The sequence below is a fragment of the Streptomyces sp. 3330 genome, from assembly GCF_031456635.1.
Taxonomy (GTDB): Bacteria; Actinomycetota; Actinomycetes; order Streptomycetales; family Streptomycetaceae; genus Streptomyces.
Window position 1 is genome coordinate 39,542 of sequence record NZ_JAVDVA010000005.1, and the last position, 19,690, is coordinate 59,231.

Sequence of the window (19,690 nt, forward strand, 5' to 3'; positions counted from 1 at the left end):
GGGTGCTGGGGGTGGTTCTGCGGCGGGGGCGGTCCGACCGTGGGGGGTGTGGCGCGGGCTCGGCGTGGCCCGGGCCGCGGTGCTGCTCGGGCTGTGGCCCGGCCCTCAGGCCGTGATGCCGGCTTCGGTCCCGCCGTCGGCATCGGCATCGCCGTCGGCATCGGCTTCCGCGGCAGGAACAGGAGCGGGGTCGGTCACGGGGTCGGTCCCCGGGTCCGGGGTGGTGGCGTCGCCGTCGTCCTGCTGCCACCGGGCGCACAGGGCGACGTAGGCCGCCGCGGCGGCCGCGAAGTCGGTCAGGGCCGCGGTGACCGCCTGCTGGACGGCCGTAGGGTCGGGGACGACCGGGTCCGCGCCGACCGGCATGATCGTGATGCGGCCGGTGCCGCGCAGGACCGCGCCGCCCTCGCCGGTCTCGGTGAACTGCGCGGTGACGTTGACCGGCGAGTAGGCGCCGCTGATCGAGTCGGGACCGATGACCGAGCTGAGGCTGGTGTCGGAGACGTTGACGTGGATCGTGTGGCCGCTCTCGGTGAGGGTGGCCCGGCCCGCGTAGTCGATCGCGATGCCCCAGGGCTGGGTGGGGTCGATGTCCATGGTCGCGCTGCCTTCCTGTGGTGTCGGGGTCAGCTCTGGCGGCCGTGCATGAGGACCGGGTTGGCGTAGACGGTGCCGGAGGCGCTGGTGACGATGGCCTGGATCTCCACCTTGAGCGTGGTGGTGTACACCGAGGAGAAGGGAGTGCCGACCAGGTCCGTGTAGTCGAACTCGGTGCCCGCGGCGACGGTGGGGCCCCACTGGGCGCTGTTCACCAGCACCCGGACCTGGCCGGTCGCGCCGGAAGCGGCCGCGGTGCTCAGCCGCAGCCGCATCTTCGGCTGCCAGACCGGGTTGTACGACATCGCGATCGTCGCCCAGGACGTCGAGGTGGTCTGCGGCCAGCGGGCCTGCGCCGAGTCCTGCGGGGGCAGCATGGCCAGCCAGGGCCGGGCCAGGCCGCCGCTGTTCACGTCGTCGGAGAAGATCTCCCGGTTGCCGTTGTCGTAGATCCGCAGCGGCTGGAGCGAGTTGGCGTTGCCGTCCCCGTTGAACAGGGTCATGGCGAGGCTGCCGGTCTGGCGGTGGATCTCCAGGCCGTACTCGGCGTCCTTCCAGGAGCCGACCCGGAACATCGTGTCGGTGCTGCCGGGCCGCTGGACCAGGAGGGTGCCGCCGTCGGTGACCTTGAGGGTGCCGTCCTTGATCTCCACCTCGCCGCCGGTGATCGTGTTGAGGGCGGGGCGGGTGTTCACGGCGGTGGACAGCTGCTGGATGCGGCGTTCCATCTGGGTGAGCCGGTCGATGATGTCTTCGGGGAGCTGGGGCATCAGGCCTCCTCCAGGTAGAGCTCGGCGGTGTCGGGGCGGCCGCGCTGGGCCGGGCTGACCTTGACGCCGATGATCCGGTAGCGGGCGTCCAGGCCCTCGGTCCACCACTCGTCGGTGATCCGGAGCCGGACGGTGCGGCCCAGCAGGGCGGACGGCACCAGGTCGTCGAGGCGGACGCTGATCTCGGGGATCACCACCGCGCCGGTGCCCTCGGCGAGTTCGGCGTTGGCCAGGGACCGCAGGATCGTCGTGCTGGCGATGTCGTTGTGGTCCGAGGCGAGGTCGATCCGCGGATAGCCGACCGCGATGAGGGCCTCGCCGTCGGGGATGTCGGCGTCGGCGAACAGCGGGCGGGACTCGACGGCCTGGTTGGTGTTGTCCGTGGCGCCGCGGGCCCGGGCGGTGGTCCCGCCGCGGGTGGCGTCGCGCGGGAAGGTGTACGACAGGATCGTGCCGGGCCGGTCCATCACCAGGTCGGTGCTGCCGGTGGTGATCTTCGGGCTGCCGAGCCGCAGCCGGCGGACCCGGGTGCCGGAGACCGGGTCGCGGTAGACGGCGATGTAGTGCTCGAAGCCGTTCTCCAGTGCCGCCAGGGCGTCGATCGCCTCCAGGTAGACGGTCTCGTCACCGTCGCGGTACGACGCCGAGCGGGCCCGCCCCGAGGTCTCGCTCCCGTAGGTGACGCCGATGTCGCCGCCGGTCGGCGCGGGCGGGGTGCCGTCGTCGGCGAGTTCGCCGGTCTGGAGGTGCCGCCACAGCTTCCGCGCCACCTCCAGCTGGTCGTCGGTCCCCGGGAAGGCGAGGTCCTGACGGATGCGGCGGCGGCCCGCGTACGACTCGAAGGTGGCCGCCTGGATGCCGAGGCTGAGCACGCCCCGGTCGTCGCTCTGCAAGGTGGACGTCCAGATGATGCCGCCCCACCACAGGTCGTTGCCGCGCTGGAGGTAGACCGAGGTGCGGCCCTCCTCGATGCGGCGGACGCGGGCGGCCATCTCCGCGTTGGGGACGGGGACGGTGCCGGAGAGCGACCCGGCCTTCCCGATGTAGTCGTCCACGGTGACGTCCCGCAGGGGCAGGATGTCGATGGTGTCGTCGGTGCGCAGATCGCAGAAGATCGCGCGGTAGGGGGTGGTGGTCGTGGTCATACGGCGATCAGCTCCCAGGGCCGGTTCGGGTCGGCGCTCACAGCACGAAGCAGGCGGAGAAGCGCACGACGTTGCCGACCTGGATGACGCCGCTGGTCGACCAGGTGATCAGCTGGACCGATCCGTCGGCGGCGATCCGGACGGCGCCGTCGGCGTAGCCGTCGCTCGCGGACGCGTACGTCTCGACGACCGGCCGCCAGCCGGCCGGGAGGGTGCAGATCAGCTCGTCGCCGACGTTGCCCGGGTTGGTGGTGCCGGCGGCCGTCGCGGTGAGGGCGCTGGTGGTGCGGGTGAGCCCGACGGAGAACGAGCACACGCCGCGGGTGCGGCGGGCGCCGAACCAGGACAGCGTCCAGTTGCCCTGGGCGGTGACGCCGGCGGTGGTCGTCTCCACGACGAGCGGCGGCTGGTAGTCGGCCCAGGCGGTGCCCGACCAGCGCTGGATCACGCCGTTCAGGTCCCGGTACTGGCCCGGATAGGCGCCGTTGGAGGTGTCCGTGGTCACCGGGAGGATGCCGCCGACGCCGACCGTGGCGGTGCGGCGGCCGACCAGCGCCGTGGCCCAGGCGATGCCGCCGGTGCCCGCGCTGGCCTTGGACGGCACGGTGACCTCGTACAGCGGGAGGGACAGGCCGGGCGGCACCGGTACCGTCGGGGCGGCGGCCGGGGTGCCCGGGACGATCTCGACGACGGCCTCGGTGCGGCCGGAACCGTCGTAGGCGTCGTCGTAGATCCGCAGGACGAGCAGGTCGACGCGGTGGTACTGGGCGTCGCCGTCCGCGAACGTCACCGGTGCGTACTCGGTGAGGGCGACCGGGTAGGCGCCCCGGGCGTCGGTGCTCTGCAGCACGGCCCGGCCGGGGCTGACCGTGCCGGACATGCTGTTCGCCGTGCCGGTGAGCGTGAAGCCGGAGATGCGGAAGGCACCGTCGGCGGAGCCCGGCAGGACACCGGAGCGGGTGGCGACGGGCGAGGTGGGGGTCAGGGCGCCGAGCGAGACGAGGCGGGTGTCCTCACGGGACTGGGCGTCGGGGGAGAGCCACCCGGAACGCACGGGCATGGTCGGCTCCTTTCGGGAGAACGGGCGGGAGCGGGGCGGTGGTTCAGGCGATCGGGTCGACGCGCAGGAAGAGGGTGTCGAAGGCGCAGGTGAAGCTCGCGTTGCTCGACCGGTGCATCGCGGTGACGGTGTAGGTCGAGCCGGCGGTGAGGGAGTTCAGGCGCAGCTGCGTCGACGTCGACTTCGACACCGCCCCCGAGCCGGAGGCGGCCCGCTCGTCGTCGGCCGCCCAGATCACCGTGGAGCCCAGCGTGACCTGCGGGGACATGTGCGCCTGCGCGGTCTCGCCGCCCGAGGACATCCGGGCGCCCAGGCTGATGATCACGGAGCCGGACGGCGGGGCGGTGAAGTTCAGCGTGAGCGCCGTGACGGCGGTGGAGGCCAGCGCGGCCGTGTACGTCGTCGAGGCGGTGGTCCCGGCGTCCAGCGACTGCACGAAGGCGGGCCCCGGAACGGCCGGCTGCCAGGCGCCGCCGTTCCAGCGCTGGAGCTGGCCGAGCGAGGAGTCGCGGTACTGGCCGACGTAGCCGCCGGTGGTCAGCACCCCGGCCGGGACGACCCCGCCGACGCCCTTGGGGTAGGGCACCCAGGCGGTGGAACTCCAGCGCTGGAGGGTGTCGTTGACGTCCCGGTAGTGGCCCGGGTAGCCGCCGGGAGCGGTGTCGTCGGAGCGGGTCGGCAGGATGCCGCCGACCGGGACGGTGGTGGGGCGCAGGTCGACGCGGGCGCTGTCCCAGTCGATGCCGCCGTTGCCGGCCCCGGCGTTCTTGGCCACGGTGACGCTGAACAGGACGAGGGCGGCGTCCGGGACGGCCGGGGCGACCGGGGAGGCGGCCGCGGCGCCCTTGACGATCTCCACGGCGGCCTCGGTGCGGCCGGAACCGTCGTAGTCGTCGTCGTAGATCCGCAGGACGACGAGGTCGACGCGGCCGAACTGGGGGTCGCCGGCATCGAAGGCGAGCGGGACCGGTTCGGTGACGGCGACCGGGTAGGCGCCGCGGGCGACGGACGTCTGGACGACGGCCCTGCCCACCCCGACGGTGGCGGTCATGCCGCCCGCGGTGCCGTTCAGCCAGAGACCGGTGACCCGGTACAGACCGTTCTCGGAGCCCGGCAGGACACCGGAGCGCCCCTTGATGTCGGTGACCGGGGTGACCGCCCCGATCTGGGTGACCCGGGTGTCCTCCCGGGTCTGGCCGTCGGGCGACAGCCAGGCGGAACGTACGGTCATGGCAGGGGTTTCCCTTCGTCAGGAGGCCGACTCGTAGGTGCCGTGGATCGAGAGGACGTCGTTGGCGGCCCAGGTGAACGGGGCCGACTTGTCCCACGGGCTGGTGCCGGTCTTGACGGTGTCGCGCAGCGAGCGGACGACTCCGCCGTTGGCCACCGCGAGGAGTCCGCTGCCCTGGTACATCAGGACGGCCGAGTCGTCGAAGGCCTCCGCGTTCACCACCCGTCCGTCCAGCTTCCAGGCGGTGGAGACCGGCGCGGCCGGCAGCGAGAAGGTCCAGTCGCCGTTGGCGTCCTGGGCGGACAGGTTGGTCGTCGAACCGATCTTGAGATAGATCCGGAACGTGACGACGGTTCCCTGCTTCACGTACGCCCCGGCCAGCGTGCCGTTGCCGATCGTGGGCGCCGTGCCGGTCTCGCAGCGCCAGACCGGCGTGTAGTTCGTCCAGGTCGGGACCGGCTGGTACGTCACCCAGGCGGTGCCGTTCCAGCGCTGGAGCCCGGCAGGGCTGTCGCGGTACTGGCCGGTGTAGCTCGCCGTCGCGACGGCGCCGGAGGGGGCGATGCCGCCCAGGGCGCTGGGGTAGGACACCCAGGCGGAGCCGTCCCAGCGCTGGAGGGCTCCGCCGGAGTCGCGGTACTGGCCCGGGTAGGCGCCGTTGCCGGTGTCGCCGTAGACGGGCAGGATGCCGCCGACCGCGACGGTGGCCGTGCGCAGGTCGGTCACGTCGGTGCTCCAGTTGACCCCGCCCTTGCCGGCGCTGATGCCGGCCCGGACGGCGACCTGGTAGACCGGCAGCGCGATCTCCGGCAGCGCGGGCACGACCGGGGTCGCCGCCGGGGTGCCCCGGATGATCTCCACGGCGGCCTTGGTGAAGCCGGAGTCGTCGTACAGGTCGTCGTAGACGCGCAGGACGACGACGTCGATCCGGCCGTAGGAGGCGTCGCCGTCGGCGAAGGTGAGGGTGACCGGCTCGGCCAGCGTGACCGGGTAGGCGCCCTGGTTGCTGTCGGCCTGGACGACGGCGCGGCCCTCGTGGACGGTGGCGGTCATGGTGCCCGCGCCGCCCTCCATCCAGAAGCCCGCGAGGCGGTACTGGCCGTCGTAGGAGCCGGGCAGGATGCCGGAGCGGACGTCCAGCGGGTTGGCCGGGGTGGTCGCGCCGAGCTGGGTCAGACGGGTGTCCTCGCGGGTCTGGCCGATCTCGGCCACCCATGAGCTGCGCAGGTTCATCTGCTGGTCTCCTGTGGTCTTCGGAGGCGGACTCCGGGAGGGGGCGGAAGAGGGGACGGGGGAGGGAAGGGGGAAGGGAACGCGGGAGGGGGCGCGGGACGGGACGCGGGAGGGGACGCGGGAGGGAACGGAAGAGGTGACCGGCCGTCAGGGGCCGTCAGGACCTGAGCCATTCGGCGGTGAAGTTGGTGTAGTAGCCGGACCCGCCGAGGGTGTTGATGGTCACGCCCGAGCTCTGCAGCCCGTAGAGCGCGAGCTTGTCGCCCGCGGCGCACCTGATCAGGGCGGTGCCGCCGACCGAGGTCGCGCCGGGACCCGCGCCGATCAGCCAGGTGGCGCGCGCGACTCCGCCGCTGTTGAGGTAGACGCGGGCACCGCGCGAGCCCGTCGAGGGCTGCAGGAGCCAGGTGACGGACCCCGACACCCGCCACCAGCCGGCTCTCGGCACCGTGTAGGTGTTGGACCCGGACCAGCCGTCCGCGTCGTCCACGTCGGTGCTCTGCAGGATCATCTGCGTCCAGGTGTTGTGGACCACGGACTGCTCGCTGGTCTGCGAGACGCTGAGCAGCACGGTCGTGCGGCCCTCCGCGTACGTCCAGGCGCTGCCGTTCCAGCGCTGGAGCAGACCGGCCGAGTCCTCGCGGTACTGGCCGTTGTACGTGCCGGTGGCGACCGTGCCGGAGGGGGCGATGCCGCCGACGGACTTCGGGTACGCGACCCAGGCGCTGCCGTTCCAGCGCTGGAGCGGGCCGGTGGGGTCCTCCTGGTACTGGCCGGCGTAGCTGCCCGCGGTCAGGGTGCCCGCCGGCGGGATCCCGCCGACGCCCTTGGGGTAGGCGACCCAGGCGGTGCCGTCCCAGCGCTCCAGCACGCCGGCGTTGTCCCGGTACTGGCCGGCGTAGGCGCCGTCGAAGCCCGCGGCGGGGACGATCCCGCCCAGCGCCACCGTGGCGTAGCGCAGGTTGGTGACGGCGGTGTCCCAGGCCAGTCCGCCGGAGCCGGCCGACGCCCCGGCGGGTACCAGGATCCGGTAGAGCGGCAGGGTGCTGCCGTCGGGACCGACCGGCTGCCGGGGCGTGGCCGCGGGGGTGCCCTTGACCAGGCGGACGCGTGCCACGGTGTCCGCGGTGCCGTCGTAGGCGCTGTCCTGGACGACGAGTTCGACCAGGTCGATGCGCGGGTGCGTGGGGTCGCCGGCGTCGAGCGTGAGGCTCTCGGGGTCGGTGACCGCCACGGGGTAGGCGCCCTGACCGGTCCGGCCGCCCTGGACGAAGGCGCGGCCGGTGCCGATCGTGCAGGTCATGCCCCCGGCGGCGCCGGTGAGCGCGAAGCCGCCGGGGACGATACCGCCACGGGCCTTCAGCGGGACGTTCTCCGCGACCAGGGCGTTCGGGGTGAGGAGTCCGGACAGCGTGACCCGGGTGTCCTCCCGGGTCTGGCCGCTCTCCGTGAGCCAGGCGGCTCGCACGGTCATGGGGTCACCACTCCGCTTCTCGCCAGCGCACGGTCATCTGGGCGCCGGTGCCGTAGGTGTCGGGTCGGAAGGCCAGCTGGGCGCGGCCCGGGGCGAACGCGAAGAGTTCCTCGGGGCTGCTGTCCGCGGCCGCGGTGTGCCGGCGGGAGGCGGTGCCGTTGAGGGTCACCGTGCCGGCGGCGGTGTCGACGACGAGCTCGTCGCCCGAGGCGAGCACGATCTCGTAGCGCAGCCGCTGCGCCGAGGTCCGGTCGGTCACCGTCGGCTTGGAGCACGGGCCGGTGAAGGTGATCACCGGGTGGGTGGGCGCGGAGCCGCCGTTGTCAGCGGTGACGTCCCCGGTCGAGGCCGCCTGGCCCCAGTACAACGGCCAGGTCAGCGGCCAGGTCAGACCGCTCTCCGGCTGCGGGGCGCCGGTGACGGCGCTCTGCTCGGTGACCGAGTAGCGGCGCGGGTCGGTGGCGTACCACTGCACGGACGCCCGGGAGACGCCCTGCGTGGTGTACGTCCGGTCGGCGGCCAGCACCCGCTGGCTGACCCGGGCCCGCACGGCCAGCGTCTCGCCGTGCAGCCGCACCGCCAGCCAGCGTTCGGCGTCGCCGAGCAGCAGCGCCTGGCGCAGCACGCGGGTGGCGGAGAGCGAGGAGGCGGTGTCGTCCTGCGCCGGGACGGTCCACACGGTGCCGCCGACCCGGCGCGGCTTGGCGTAGCGGGCGCCCGGCCAGGCGCCGTGCGCGGTGGGGTGATCGGCGTCGGAGGAGTCGAACTCCGGCAGGTCCTCCCAGCCGCTGAGGCCGCCGCGGTCGATCTCGTAGGGGGTGCCGGGGCCCATCAGCAGTCCGGCCCACTGCATCTGCCCGTCGCGGGTGATGAGTGAGCCGGGGGCCACGTCGTCGGTGTATGCGGTTGTCGTGATCTCGGCCATCGGGCCGTCACCTCACTCCTTGTGTGCGGGCTCGTGTGCGGCTGTGCGGCTGGGGTGCGGGCGTCCGGGCAGGCGTGTTCGGGCGCTCAGGGGCGGTCGGGGTTCCGGGGACGGGCGCGGGCGCCGTGGCGGGCGCGGGCCCATGGGGGGACTCCGGCGCACGGGTGGACGCGGGGCTCCTGGGCGGACGTGGGCGCACGGGTGGACGCGGCAGCGGGTCCGCGTGCGGGTTCAGGCGCATGCGTGGGCCGCGGCCAGGAAGAGCAGGTCCTCCGCGGTGCCCCGGGCGCCGGTGCCCGCGCTCTCGTGGAACTCCTTGACCCGGTGGGCCGGCCGGGACGTCGGCGCCCCCTGCCGCCGGGCGAGCGCCCGCTGCCGCTCCAGCGCGGTGAGCGGCAGCACCCGGCCGGTGCCCCGGGAGGTGCCGGGGACCGCGATGCCGCCCTCCGCGAGCATCGGGATCTTGTCCAGGTGGACGCCGAACTTCTTGCCGAGGATCGAGAAGCTCAGGGAGTTGAGCCCGTCGATGACCCAGTTGGCGAAGGCGATGAGTCCCTGGATCGGTCCCTTGACCACACCGGCGACGGTCTGGGCGCCGGTCGTCACGAACCCGCCCATCGCGTCGAGGGTGCGGGAGGTGGCCTCCTTGATCCGGGCGAACATCCGGGGGACGTCCTTGGTGATCCACTCCAGCGCCGGCCGCACCGCGTCCTTGAACCCCCGCCAGACCGACGACACCTTGCCGCTGAGCGCCCGGGTGTCCCCGGTGGTCAGCGCCTTCAGGACGGCGAAGCCGGTGCCGACGAGCGCGCCGATCGCGGTGAGCGCCGCCGTGAAGACCCCGAGGTACACGGTGACGTACGTGTTCACGGCGGTCGCGATGCCCTTGAGCAGCGGCGCCATCACGGTCAGGTAGCCCTCGACGTACTTCAGCACGAGGGTGGCGAGCTGTTCCATCAGCCGTTGCCCGGTCTCGGAGTTCAGCGCGAGATCGATCAGCCAGCCGGCGACGGGCAGGAGCAGGCCGGTGACGAACCCGACGGGGTTGGCACGGGTGAGGGCGTTGATGATCAGCATCACGCCGGAGCCGATGGTCATGGCGGTGCCGAAGGCGCCCATGAGGTCGCCGAGCACGCCGGAGGCCTCGATCAGCGCGCCGACGATCGCGAGGACACCGCCGAACGCGGAGTTCAGGGCGCCGAGCGACTTGCCCGCGCCCTTGGCCCGGGCGCCGGCCGCCTTGACGCCGGAGGCGGCGCTGGTGGCGGTCTGCCCGGCCTTCGTGACGGAGCGGCTCGCGGCGTCGGCCGCCGCCGCGACCTGGCGGACGGCGGTGGCGCCCTGGGAGGCCGCCGGCCGGACGCGGTCGATGTCGCCTGCGGCACTCTTGATCCGGCCGGCGACGGAACGCACCGCGGCGGTGCTCTGTTCCACCCGGGACCGGACGGCCCGCAGGGCCGGTGCCAGCCCGGCGAGCAGGTCGGCCGGCCCGCTTCCCGGGGACAGCGCGGCGGTGCTCATCCGCGCGCCTTCGCCAGGAACATCAGGGCGTCGGCGGTCCGCTGCGGGCTGCTGCTCTCGGCCGCGTAGTAGTGCTCGATGTGCAGCGCGCCGCCCGCACCGCTCGTCCCGGCGTACGCCGAGCCCTGGGCGGCGGCCCGTCGCAGCAGCCGGTCCAGCTTGCTCAGCGGCAGGACGGCCTCCGCCTCACCGGCCTCGGCGAGGATCGCGGGGACACCGCCGGAGCGGGGCATGACGACACCGCCGGTGGCCAGCATCGGGATCCTGGGCAGGCTGACGCCGAAGCTCTTGCCGCCCACGCCCGGGACCCAGCCCGGGATCGACACCTTGATGCCGTTGAGGGCGCCGATCGCGCGGTTGATGATGCCGATGACCGCGTTGATCGGGCCCTTCACCGCGCTCTTGATGCCGTCGAACGCGCGGCCCGCGATGCCCTTGAGGCCGCCCCAGATGCTGGACAGCTTGTCCTTGACGGCCCTGAAGGCGTTCGGGATCGCGGACTTGACCCAGTTGACGACCGGCGAGATGACGGCCTTGATGCCCTTCCAGACGCTGGAGACGACCGTCTTGATCGCGTTCAGCGCGGTGGTGATGACCTTCTTCCAGATGCCGACGTAGGTCTTGATGACCGTGGCGACGGCCTTCACGACGGCCGAGATCGCCGTCTTGATGCCGCTCCAGACCGACTTGATGAGCTTGGCCGCGTTCTTCATGATCGGCCCGATGGCCTTCATGACGGTGCTGATCACGGACTTGATGACCTCGAAGGCCGTTTTCAGGACCTTCTGCATGGTCTTGGAGTTGGCCGCCATGTCGACGACCTTCTCGATCAGCGGCCGGAGCAGGTCCATGAGCATGCCGAAGAAGTTGCCCTTCATCGACTTGTTCATCTTGTCCTGGCCCTTGGCCGCCTTGCTCGCCCCGGACTCGTACTTGCCGAGATTCGTGCCGGCGGTGGACCCCGTCTTCCCGGCCTTGCCGAGCGACTTCTCGGCCTGGTCGGAGGCGGTCTTGAGGTCCTTCAGCTGCTTGGCCGTCTCCTGGGACGCGGAGCGGAGCTTGCCGATCTCGCCCTTTCCGCCCTGTGCCGCACGGCTGAGGTTCTGGGTCGCCGTCGCGACCCCGGTGGCCTGTGCCTTGAACTGTTGCAGTGAGTTGGCGGCCCGGCTCGCCGCTGAGGACAACGACATGGATGTCTCCTTAGAGTGCTGCGGTGAGTTCGCGAAGAGCCCTGCGCAGAACGGTCACCTCGCTGGCGACACCGCGGACCAGGGGAAGCGAGTGGTCGATTCCCCGTTCGGTCCGCATCCTGGGATCTGCCTCCAGCCGTCGGCGTTCCGCGTCTGCGGCGTCGCGCACAACCAAGAGTCGCTGCTTCAGTTTCTCGACCGTCTGCTCGGTCTCTTTGAGTCTTTCGATGTGCTGGAAGTTGTCGTCTACGACCTTTTCGCGCCTTTCCTTCTTCTCGCGGCTCTCCTTCTGTGCCCGTGATTCCATCAACCTCCATTTCTGCAGCTCGTCGATGTGTTTCTTCCAGGGGAATTCCCGGGTCGCGCCGAGGAACGTGATCCCCTTCTCGTCGATCTTGAAGATCGAGAGTCCGACGGTCAGCAGGGTGAGGCTGGCCGCCAGGCCGGTGAGGCCGTTGGTGTGCGCGGCGATGGAGTTGCTCATCCACGAGAGGGATGTGGAGATTCCGCTATGGGTGGTGCGGAGCCCTTTGTAGGACTGCTGGAGCTTGGTGATATCCGTGGTGTGGGTGCCGAGTTTGGTGTTTATCCCGGCGATGTCCGTGGCGTGCACGCCGAGTTTGGTGTTTATCCCGGCGATACTGGTGGTGGTGTTGTCCTCAAGGTTTTTGAGATCCTCGTCGATTTTTTTGAGATCTCGTCCCATGGTTGCCCTCCTGTGCTAGCGTTCCCGCATGCCTTCTGACGATGTGCGTGTTGTCCTCGCCGTCCCCACCAGTTGGAATTGGTATTTCGAGCCGAAAAGGAAAGGCTCGATCGCCTGGTTTGCGGAACGGGCCGTTCGGATCGCCGAAGGATTCCATCCGGGGCGAGGTGTGGATGTCTTCCTCTACGGTGAGTCGAAAGAGCCGGAGGAATTGACGGATTCGAATTACGGAGATGCCGGCACCGAGGTGATCCATACGCGGCTCGAGCGGGGATCGCTGTCCGAATGGATCGGCGACTGGGCGGTCAGGCCGAACATGGACCGGGGGCTCTTCGAGGACGCCGCCCCCGCCAGCAAGGTGGAGGAGCGCCTTGGCGTCGGCGACGCACCCTGGTACGGCCGGCCGTTGCCTGCGGTACGGGCGATCGGTGAATGGAACGCCGGGCACGAGGGCACGACCCTCGTGCTCTTCTGGCTCGACCGGATGACCCAGGCCGAGGAGATGGCGCGATTCATCGGCCGGTACGACGACGACGCCACGTTCTGGCAGCTTTTCGGGGATGCCGATGACATCCACTACTCGTTCTGGACCAGGCAGGGGATACATCAGGGCAAGGTGCTGCCCCAGCTCAATTTCCACATCGGCCGGCTGTGGAGCAAGCGGGCCATCCTTCGGGGATTCTCGCGCTGGGCCAAGAACGGCTGACCGTGCGGGCGGACGCCTCGGGCGGGACCGCGCGGGCGGGGGTGTCGCGGTCCATGGGCGGGGCGGGCGGGGCGGCGCGAGCTTCGGGCGGGGCCGCGCGGGCTACGGGCGGCGCCCGCCCCGCGCCCGCCGCGCCTCCGTCAGGGCGTCCGACCAGCCGGCGGCGTAGGCGCGGGACTCCCGGGCGAGCAGCTCTTCGTACACCCGGTCGAGCAGGGCCTCGCGGTCCGGGGGCGTGGTGTGCAGGAGGTGGGCGAGGCGGGTGTAGGTGTCGATCGGCTGCTTCGGGGAGTTGCTCGTGCCAGTCACCATGTCGGCCTGCTTTCCGGTCTGTCCGCTGGGCTGTGGTACAGGTGGCGTCTCTGGGGCGTTCGAGACGCGTGTTCGAACTAGTGTACGAGTAATCCGGTGGGGCCGTTCCGGCTTTGGCGAGGACCGTACGTCGCTCAGCCGTCGGGACCTGCGGTGATACCGGGGTGCGCCCGAAGGGCGGCTCAGGTTCGTGGAGTAAGATCCGGCCGTTCTCCCGTCGGATTCGAAAAGGTGAACAGCGGCGCTCCGCAAGGGAACTGAGTGACCGCCAGACGACGGTGGACGGCGACGGACAGCCGTCCTCGCGCGGGGGCGCGATGGGGCCAGGGGACGAGAGCAAGGCCTACGGGGTGGACGGGGACGCGAGCGACGTGCGGCGCGAGCAGGTGATCGACTGGCTCGAACAGGCCTCCGATCTGCCGCATCTCATCGCCCGCGTCTCGGAGCTGGTCCTCCGGCTCGGCCATGCGCCGGAGGACCTGGTGGTCCTTCCCCGCGGCGAACTCGACCGGCGGGAACTGGCCGCGTACAGCGCGGGCTGGGCCGACGTGGTCGACGAACAGCTGCCCGCGATCCGCCGCGCCTACGAAGAGCGGATCACCGCCGCCTACCTCCAGGGCCAGGAGGACGCCCGCACCGGACGCCGCCCCCGCCGGGCCCGACGTGCCGAGGGGGAGCGCGAGTACGAGCGTGAGGACGAGCACGAGCGGGGCGGCGAGGTCATTCAGCTTCCCTACGTCGAGCTGCTGCGTCCGCCGGGGGCGTGGACGCGCGTCGAGGAGCGCGGCGATCGGGAACGGTCCGTGGCGGACGGGACCCCGGTGCCGACGCCCGCCCCGGCAGAGCAGTCCGACGTGGCCGAAAAGGCCCCCTACGGCGACCGGAGCAGGCCGCTCGGCGCGCCGGACGGAACCCACGGGGAGCACGGTGACCCGGCCGTGGCCAACGTTGTCCGGACGACGGGCCCGGCCGGCCCGACGAGCCCGAGCAGCAGCCGGGCCGGGGGCCCGCACGACGGGGACCGGCACGGCGGCGGGGCCGGAGGCGCCGGTGGGCCCGAGCCAGGTTCCGGCGCCGAGGGGGACATCCTGCTCTCCGCCCGTGAGGTGCGGGGGAAGCGCGTCACGTCGTCCGACCGGCGGCCGGTGGTCCGGCGCAACGGCCGGCCCAGCGTGCCGCCGCTGGCCCTGCCCGGCGAGATCGGGGCCACCGGACGGGAGCGGGCACGCCGACCGGACGGCACCGGGACCGCGGAACGTCCCCCGCAGGAGCGGCCCGAGCGGACGGAGAAGCCCGGGCGGCCCGAGCGGACGGAGAAGCCCGGGCGGCCCGAGCGGACCGAAAGGCCTCAGCAGACCGAGCGGTCGGCGCGGTTCGAGCCGACTGACGACGTCGAGCGGTCGGAACCGGTCGCGCCGGTCGCGCCGGTCGTCCAGGTCGAACCCGCAGAACCGGATGAACCGGTCGAGCCGGACGATCCGCGGGGCGGCCGCGACGAGCCCAAACCCCGGTTGCTCTCGGACAAGGCCCGGGCCCTCGCGGACGAACTGGAGGGCCGGGCCGGCGGCCGGCGCCGGGACGAACGGAACGGCCCGCCGGGCTCCCACTGAGCGGAGCCGACGGGCATCACCGCCACCTTCGTCCGGCCGCGCCGTCCGGTTGTGCAGCCCGGCCGATCCGTCCGGCCGATCCGTCCGGTCTGGTGCACGCCGTGGTGTCCGGCCTGCCGGCGGTCCGGCGGACCACCCGGTGGATCGGCCGGGTGGAGTGCGTCGGCCGAGTGCAGCGGGTCGGCCGGGTGGCGCCGGATCGACGAGTGGCGCGGATCAGCCGAAGAAGCGGGCCAGTTGGAACGCCGACGGCGCCTCGTCCGGCCCGGGGCCCCGTGATCCGTCCGGCGAGCGGACCGATTCCGGAGCCGACCGCCCGTTGTCCCCGGACCGTTCGCCCGAGTCCTCGTACCCGTGGTCCCGTTCGTCCTCCGGGTACGTGTCGCCGTCGTCGTGGGCGCCGTTCTCGGCCTGGTGCGCCGGACGCGGTACCGGCGCCGGGGCGTCCGGCTGGTCTCCCTCCTCCGAGTTGACGCAGGCGAACATCCAGTTGGCGGCCGCCAGATGGTCCACGGCGGCGGCCAGCAGATGATCGGTCACCGACCACTCGGCGGCCTCGCCGTGCAGTTCCCGGTTCAGCGCGCTGTCGCGCGGCAACTGCTTGATGAGCACCGCGAGCCGCCGCGCGGAGAGGTGCTCGCGGTGCCAGTCGAGCAGATCGATCCCGTAATAGCGGAGCAGGTCCGCTTCGAGGGCCTCGGCGTGTTCGTCGACGAACCCGACGAGGCTCAGCCTTCCCCCAGGCCGAGCCCGGTCTCCTTGCCGTATGCCTCCAGGATCGCCGCGATGTCCTGCATGGTGACCTCGTGCCGCTCGAAGCGGGCGAACTGCTGCTCGCCCATGAGCAGCCCGAGCAGCCCGTCCACGTCGTTGTCGTCGAGCTCGCGCAGCGCCTTCGCGGTGGCGCGGGTCAGCTCCGTGGGCAGGGTGAAGCTCTCGTCGTCCAGCTCGAACGACCAGGTGCGGCCGAGGGCTTCGAGACGCTGGGCGCGGGCGGCGTTGACGTCGAAACGGGCCATGGCGATGGGTGCTCCTTGGGTCCGTGGATCCTCGGATCCTTGGGTCTGCGGAAGAGAGAGGTGTGCGGCAGGGAGAGGTCCGCAGAAGAGTGGGTTCTGCGGGGGAGAGGGGTGTTGCGGGGCCCGGGTGGGGGCGGGCGGCCGGCGTCGGCGCCCGCCCCGACCCGGTGGGTCAGGACGCGGCGTACGCGGCGTCCTTCATCACGAAGCTGGCCAGCGCCGAGCCGTCGGCGGCGGCCATCGCCGTGTAGGTGATGCCGAGCTGCGCCGCCGACTTGCGGGCCAGCTTGATGTCGTCAGCCGCCGTGACCTGGCCGCGCGGGACACCGAAGCGGTAGGTCACCGTGGCGCCGTCGGAGGCGCGGACGTCCGTGAACTCCAGGCCGAGGGCGCGCACGTCGGCGTACGGGCGGTCGGCGATCTCGTACTTGTAGACGCCGGTCGAGCCGGTGACCGCCTCGACCGCGCCGCCGCCCATGAAGAACGGCAGCGTGTCCTCGTTGAACTGCATCAGCGAGAACTTCAGGGTCAGGTCGCGGTCCGAGTACACGAAGTGCACCGGGCTCACGGCCTGCCACACGTCGACCGGCTCCAGCTTGTCCTTCTTGCTGAAGGTGACGCCCTCACCGGAGGTGAAGCCGAGGTTCTTCCAACCGGTGGCCCAGTCGGTGGACGGGTCGGTGGAGAAGGTCGTCGGAACCTTGGTGTCGGCGGCGGCGACGTAGAGCCGGCCGACGCCTGCGATGCGGATCTCGGAGGAGTTGGTTCCTGCCATGGGTGGGTCTCCTTAGGAAGGGGTGTGACGGGGTGTGGAGTGGAGCGGTGGTGCTGGGTGCCGTCGCCCGGTGGACAAGCGCTCCGGGTACGGCGAAGGCCCCGCCGTGCGGACGGCGGGGCCTTCGGTCGGTGGGGCGCGCAGCGGGAACCGCCCGCGCGGGGTTCGTCGGCAGAGGTCGCGGCGGACGCCTCCGCAGACTTCGCCGCAGATGTCTCGACGGATGTCTCTGCGGACGTCCACCTCGGACGTGTCCGCGGACGTCTCCACGGACGGCTACGGCTACGGCTGTCTCGGCTCAGTGGACGTCCAGGAACACCTTGAGCACGCCGACGTAGCGGTTGGCCGCGGAGTAGAGGTAGTCGGGCAGCCAGCGCGGGCCGTCCTGCTCCTCCACCTCGGTGACGAGGTTCGTGCCGTACCGGTTGCCGGCCGCGGCCAGCAGCGCGCGGCGGGCGGAGTTGGCCAGGACGTGCGCGGCCTGCTTGGTCGGGCCGTACACCTCCAGCTCGATCAGCGGCTGGTCGACGTGCAGCTCGCCGATCCACGCGCCGCCGCGCCGGTTGACGAGGACGGCGGCGGTCGTGCCGTCGAAGTTCGCGGGCGGTTCGACGGCGACGAGCGCCGTGGAGAGCGCCGAGTCGGCCTCCAGGATGTCGACGACCAGGGCCTCGACGTCCGGGAAGGCGCTCGGTGGGGTGGGTGTGGTCATGCCGGGTCACCTCGCCGTGAAGAAGGGGAAGTCGCCGGGCGGGCGCCGCGCGGGGGCGGGGAAGGGGAGGCGCGCGGCGCCTCGGCCCGGCGTACGGCGGCGGGTGCGGCCCGCTCGGGGCTCGCGGTCACAGCTCCGCCGCTGCACCAACTGTGACAGACGAGCGTGCGCGCACGCAACTAAAACAGCGAGGGAGATGTGAAAGGAGGTACGGGAGGGGCGGGAGCGCAGGTCAGGGAGAGGGAGAGGGCTCGTCGGTCGAGCTCTCGGCCTGCGGGAAGGAGGGGTGGCTCGGCGACCGGAGCCCTCGTGGCATCAGAGCTCTCGGGGCTTTCGGGGCTTTCGGGGCTCTCGGGGTTCCTCGCCCCGGCCCCAGGAGAGGGTGGCCCGTCGATCGGAGCGCTCGGCCCGCGGGGCGGGGTGACGGGCGGGGTGACTCGTCCACCGGGCCCTTCGGGATCTTCGGGGCGTCAGAAGCCCTCGGCTCCAGGAAGGGCGTGGCCCGTCGACCGGAGTTCTCGGCCCACGGGAACGGGGAGGTGACTCGTCGAGCGGGGCGCGGCCCTGGGGGCTCTCGCGGTTCGACGGGGAGGGGCGACTCGTCGATCGGAGCTCCCGTCGGCCCACGGGTGCCCTTCGATCGGCGCCGGCCCGACACGCGCGACCGGCGGTTCCGGTGCGGTCAGTCGGCGGTGGGCGCGGCCGCGGCCGTCTCCACCAGGACCCGCCGGTCCTCGCCCGCCCGCGTCACCTCGGACTCGGTCTCGCTCGGCAGGAACTGCTCCACCACCCTGACGAACATCTCCCGCCGGTCGGCGGGCACGCCCAGCAGGTCGGCGACCTCCTCCAGCGTGGGGCGACGGCCGATATCCGCGCCGGGCGCGGGCGAGGCCAGGTAGTCGTGCGGGTCGGCCAGTTCCTCCGCGGTCAGCCGGCCGGAGCGGATGAGCATGTCGCGGACCGGCACGCCGAGCACGCGGGCGAGCCTGCGCGTCGTCTCCAGGTCCGGCATGCTCTGCCGCTGGAGCAGGCGGGTGACCGCAGCGCGATGCACCCCGGCCTCGTCCGCGATCCTCGACTTGCCGCCGCCGCGAGGACTGTCGATGTCGTAGCCGCGCTCGCGCATGAGGTCTTCGACCCACGCGGCGAATGCGTCCAAGCCCTGGTTGGTCATGTCTTTCTCTCTTCCTTCGGGGGTGGGCAAGAGTTTAGCTTGCTTGCGCGCGCGGAATTACGTGCTCTCGAGCAAGCACTGAGGAAAATTCGTGCTGTTCGTGGAGATTCGGGGGAGGGGCAGGCCTGGGTGCGGCCGAATCTCGTTGCGGGCGCGCACGCAATCTGTAAGTCTTGGGGGCGTTCACCGAGTACGGCTCGTTCACGAACCCAGGGGGGTCCCATGTCCATGCCCGAAACGAGTTCCTGCCCGTCAGCCCCCGGTTGGCAGTCCGCGGCCGCCTGTGCCGGACTCTCCCCACGGGTCGTCTTCTCCAAGAAGGCCAAGGTCGCCGCCCCCGCGCTCCGGGCCTGCGCCGGCTGCCGCGTGCGGCGGGCCTGCGAAGACGCGGTGGCCCCGGCCGACAACTGGTTCGACGGCGTCTGCGGCGGCCGCCTCTGGCGCTCCGGGCACCCGGTCCCCGTGCCCGCGCAGCTCATCGCGTCGGCCCCGGCCGTCGGCCTCACCCGCCCCCGCGCCCAGGGAGGCACCCGTGGCTGAATCCTGCGAGGACCGTCCCACCGCCCAGGCCGCCCTCTGGATCGGCACCCTTCTCCAGCAGTTCCCCGAGCTGTCCACGGAACTGGTCCCCGGCCGCACCGGCGCCGCCCACCGCCCGGCCACCGCGACGCCGCCCCCCACCGATCTCGGCGACCGTCTGCGCGAGGAGCGCGAGGAGCAGTTGCTGCTTCAGCAGCGGCACGGCCTCGTGGCGCCCGGCCACGGTGCGGCCACGCTCCGCCTGCACGTCTCCGACGCCATCCGCGACATCACCGACGGCGTGCTCGAACTGGAGGAGGCGGTACGCGACCGGCTCGGTCTGCCCCGCCCGCGCCGGGCCTCCGTGCCCGAGCGGCTGCGCCGGATCGCGTCCCTCCTCGACCGCGTGGCCGCCGACACCGTCCTGGCCGCGCACGTGCGCGACGAGACCCGCCGGATGGCCCGCCGCTGCGCCCGCGCGCTGGGCGACACCGAGACCGTCGTCCGGGTCGCCGGCCGCTGCCCCTGGTGCGAGTCCGTCTCCCTGCGGGCGTTCCCCGACCGGGCGGCCGTCCTGTGCGTCAATCCGGCCTGCCGCTGCCCGGAACCGGACTGCGGCTGCCACGACGACCCGGCCTACCGGCACACCTGGGACGAGAGGGAGTGGGCGCGCGCATGACCAGCCCCGAGCGGCCCGACGCCGACCGACGGACCTCCGACCGACGCCCCTCCGCCGACCGACGCTCCGCGGGCGACCGGCGGACCCCCGACCGACGCACCGCCGAGCGGCCGACCCTGATTCCCGGCCCGCTCGCGGCCCAGGAGGTCGGTGTGGCACCCGCCACCATTCGCAAGTGGGTCCAGCTCGGTCATCTGGAGCCGGCCGGCAAGGCGGGACGGGCCCAGCTCTTCCGTCTGGAGGACGTGTTCGCCGCCGAACGCGCCACCCGCCGGGCCCGGTGACCTCCGGCCCGTCCGCCGCCCCTGATCACCGACCCGACCTGCCGCCCC

The 19,690-nt window shown here is 72.3% G+C and carries 22 protein-coding genes; 5 read left to right on the top strand and 17 right to left on the bottom strand.

What is annotated here, in order from left to right:
* Positions 1–105 precede the first annotated feature (105 nt).
* The 11 genes from J2X68_RS10305 to J2X68_RS10355 all read right to left on the bottom strand — a co-directional run bounded on the left by J2X68_RS10305 (position 106) and on the right by J2X68_RS10355 (position 11,852).
* Positions 106–597, bottom strand: coding sequence for an ATP-binding protein (locus J2X68_RS10305; protein WP_310432178.1), 492 nt, complete (start codon positions 595–597; stop codon positions 106–108).
* 29 nt (positions 598–626) lie between these two features.
* Entirely contained in the window at positions 627–1,367 is a 741-nt protein-coding gene (locus tag J2X68_RS10310) for a hypothetical protein (RefSeq protein ID WP_310432179.1), read from the bottom strand.
* Positions 1,367–2,512: a hypothetical protein gene (locus J2X68_RS10315; protein ID WP_310432180.1), complete on the bottom strand. Its 1,146-nt coding sequence runs from the start codon at positions 2,510–2,512 to the stop codon at positions 1,367–1,369. The genes J2X68_RS10310 and J2X68_RS10315 overlap by 1 nt, the downstream gene beginning before the upstream one ends.
* A gap of 37 nt (positions 2,513–2,549) precedes the next feature.
* A complete protein-coding gene (locus J2X68_RS10320; RefSeq protein ID WP_310432181.1) occupies positions 2,550–3,572 on the bottom strand; it encodes a hypothetical protein in 1,023 nt (340 codons plus the stop codon).
* Positions 3,573–3,615: 43 nt separating this feature from the next.
* A complete protein-coding gene (locus tag J2X68_RS10325) occupies positions 3,616–4,803 on the bottom strand; it encodes a hypothetical protein (protein ID WP_310432182.1) in 1,188 nt (395 codons plus the stop codon).
* 18 nt (positions 4,804–4,821) lie between these two features.
* Positions 4,822–6,036, bottom strand: coding sequence for a hypothetical protein (locus J2X68_RS10330; RefSeq protein ID WP_310432183.1), 1,215 nt, complete (start codon positions 6,034–6,036; stop codon positions 4,822–4,824).
* A gap of 157 nt (positions 6,037–6,193) precedes the next feature.
* Complete coding sequence (locus J2X68_RS10335; protein WP_310432184.1) at positions 6,194–7,510, bottom strand: hypothetical protein; 1,317 nt, start codon at positions 7,508–7,510, stop codon at positions 6,194–6,196.
* A 4-nt stretch (positions 7,511–7,514) separates the two neighbouring features.
* The gene (locus tag J2X68_RS10340; RefSeq protein WP_310432185.1) at positions 7,515–8,435 is read right to left on the bottom strand and encodes a phage distal tail protein; all 921 of its coding nucleotides are present in this window, start codon (positions 8,433–8,435) and stop codon (positions 7,515–7,517) included.
* A gap of 231 nt (positions 8,436–8,666) precedes the next feature.
* Entirely contained in the window at positions 8,667–9,956 is a 1,290-nt protein-coding gene (locus tag J2X68_RS10345) for a tape-measure protein (RefSeq protein ID WP_310432186.1), read from the bottom strand.
* Positions 9,953–11,146: a phage tail protein gene (locus J2X68_RS10350; RefSeq protein WP_310432187.1), complete on the bottom strand. Its 1,194-nt coding sequence runs from the start codon at positions 11,144–11,146 to the stop codon at positions 9,953–9,955. The genes J2X68_RS10345 and J2X68_RS10350 overlap by 4 nt, the downstream gene beginning before the upstream one ends.
* A 10-nt stretch (positions 11,147–11,156) precedes the next feature.
* Positions 11,157–11,852, bottom strand: coding sequence for a hypothetical protein (locus J2X68_RS10355; RefSeq protein WP_310432188.1), 696 nt, complete (start codon positions 11,850–11,852; stop codon positions 11,157–11,159).
* Positions 11,853–11,880: 28 nt separating this feature from the next.
* Between J2X68_RS10355 and J2X68_RS10360 the strand changes: the two genes are divergently transcribed.
* Complete coding sequence (locus J2X68_RS10360; protein WP_310432189.1) at positions 11,881–12,558, top strand: hypothetical protein; 678 nt, start codon at positions 11,881–11,883, stop codon at positions 12,556–12,558.
* A gap of 102 nt (positions 12,559–12,660) precedes the next feature.
* Here J2X68_RS10360 and J2X68_RS10365 read toward each other — a convergent pair whose 3' ends face one another.
* The gene (locus tag J2X68_RS10365) at positions 12,661–12,870 is read right to left on the bottom strand and encodes a hypothetical protein (protein WP_171398917.1); all 210 of its coding nucleotides are present in this window, start codon (positions 12,868–12,870) and stop codon (positions 12,661–12,663) included.
* A gap of 317 nt (positions 12,871–13,187) precedes the next feature.
* Here J2X68_RS10365 and J2X68_RS10370 point away from each other — a divergent pair, with 317 nt between their 5' ends.
* Positions 13,188–14,480 carry a hypothetical protein gene (locus J2X68_RS10370; RefSeq protein WP_310432190.1) on the top strand — a complete coding sequence of 431 codons (1,293 nt, stop codon included), beginning with the start codon at positions 13,188–13,190 and terminating at the stop codon, positions 14,478–14,480.
* A gap of 216 nt (positions 14,481–14,696) precedes the next feature.
* Here the strand turns inward: J2X68_RS10370 and J2X68_RS40280 are convergent, their stop codons facing one another.
* The 5 genes from J2X68_RS40280 to J2X68_RS10395 all read right to left on the bottom strand — a co-directional run bounded on the left by J2X68_RS40280 (position 14,697) and on the right by J2X68_RS10395 (position 18,160).
* Positions 14,697–15,092 carry a hypothetical protein gene (locus tag J2X68_RS40280; protein ID WP_399039650.1) on the bottom strand — a complete coding sequence of 132 codons (396 nt, stop codon included), beginning with the start codon at positions 15,090–15,092 and terminating at the stop codon, positions 14,697–14,699.
* 116 nt (positions 15,093–15,208) lie between these two features.
* Positions 15,209–15,499, bottom strand: a complete 291-nt coding sequence (locus tag J2X68_RS10380; RefSeq protein ID WP_054238774.1) for a hypothetical protein — start codon at positions 15,497–15,499, stop codon at positions 15,209–15,211.
* A 172-nt stretch (positions 15,500–15,671) separates the two neighbouring features.
* Positions 15,672–16,274, bottom strand: coding sequence for a hypothetical protein (locus J2X68_RS10385; RefSeq protein WP_020132649.1), 603 nt, complete (start codon positions 16,272–16,274; stop codon positions 15,672–15,674).
* 298 nt (positions 16,275–16,572) lie between these two features.
* Positions 16,573–16,986: a hypothetical protein gene (locus J2X68_RS10390; protein WP_307164906.1), complete on the bottom strand. Its 414-nt coding sequence runs from the start codon at positions 16,984–16,986 to the stop codon at positions 16,573–16,575.
* Between the two features lie 682 nt (positions 16,987–17,668).
* Positions 17,669–18,160: a helix-turn-helix transcriptional regulator gene (locus tag J2X68_RS10395; RefSeq protein WP_310432191.1), complete on the bottom strand. Its 492-nt coding sequence runs from the start codon at positions 18,158–18,160 to the stop codon at positions 17,669–17,671.
* Positions 18,161–18,382: 222 nt separating this feature from the next.
* On the opposite strand from J2X68_RS10395, the gene J2X68_RS10400 reads away from it, so the two are divergent.
* From J2X68_RS10400 to J2X68_RS10410, 3 genes are read left to right on the top strand one after another with little or no spacing between them, the layout of a single operon-like run.
* Complete coding sequence (locus J2X68_RS10400; protein ID WP_310432192.1) at positions 18,383–18,700, top strand: WhiB family transcriptional regulator; 318 nt, start codon at positions 18,383–18,385, stop codon at positions 18,698–18,700.
* Complete coding sequence (locus J2X68_RS10405; RefSeq protein ID WP_310432193.1) at positions 18,693–19,358, top strand: hypothetical protein; 666 nt, start codon at positions 18,693–18,695, stop codon at positions 19,356–19,358. Before J2X68_RS10400 ends, J2X68_RS10405 begins: the two co-directional genes overlap by 8 nt.
* Complete coding sequence (locus J2X68_RS10410; protein ID WP_310432480.1) at positions 19,355–19,642, top strand: hypothetical protein; 288 nt, start codon at positions 19,355–19,357, stop codon at positions 19,640–19,642. Before J2X68_RS10405 ends, J2X68_RS10410 begins: the two co-directional genes overlap by 4 nt.
* Positions 19,643–19,690: the final 48 nt, after the last annotated feature.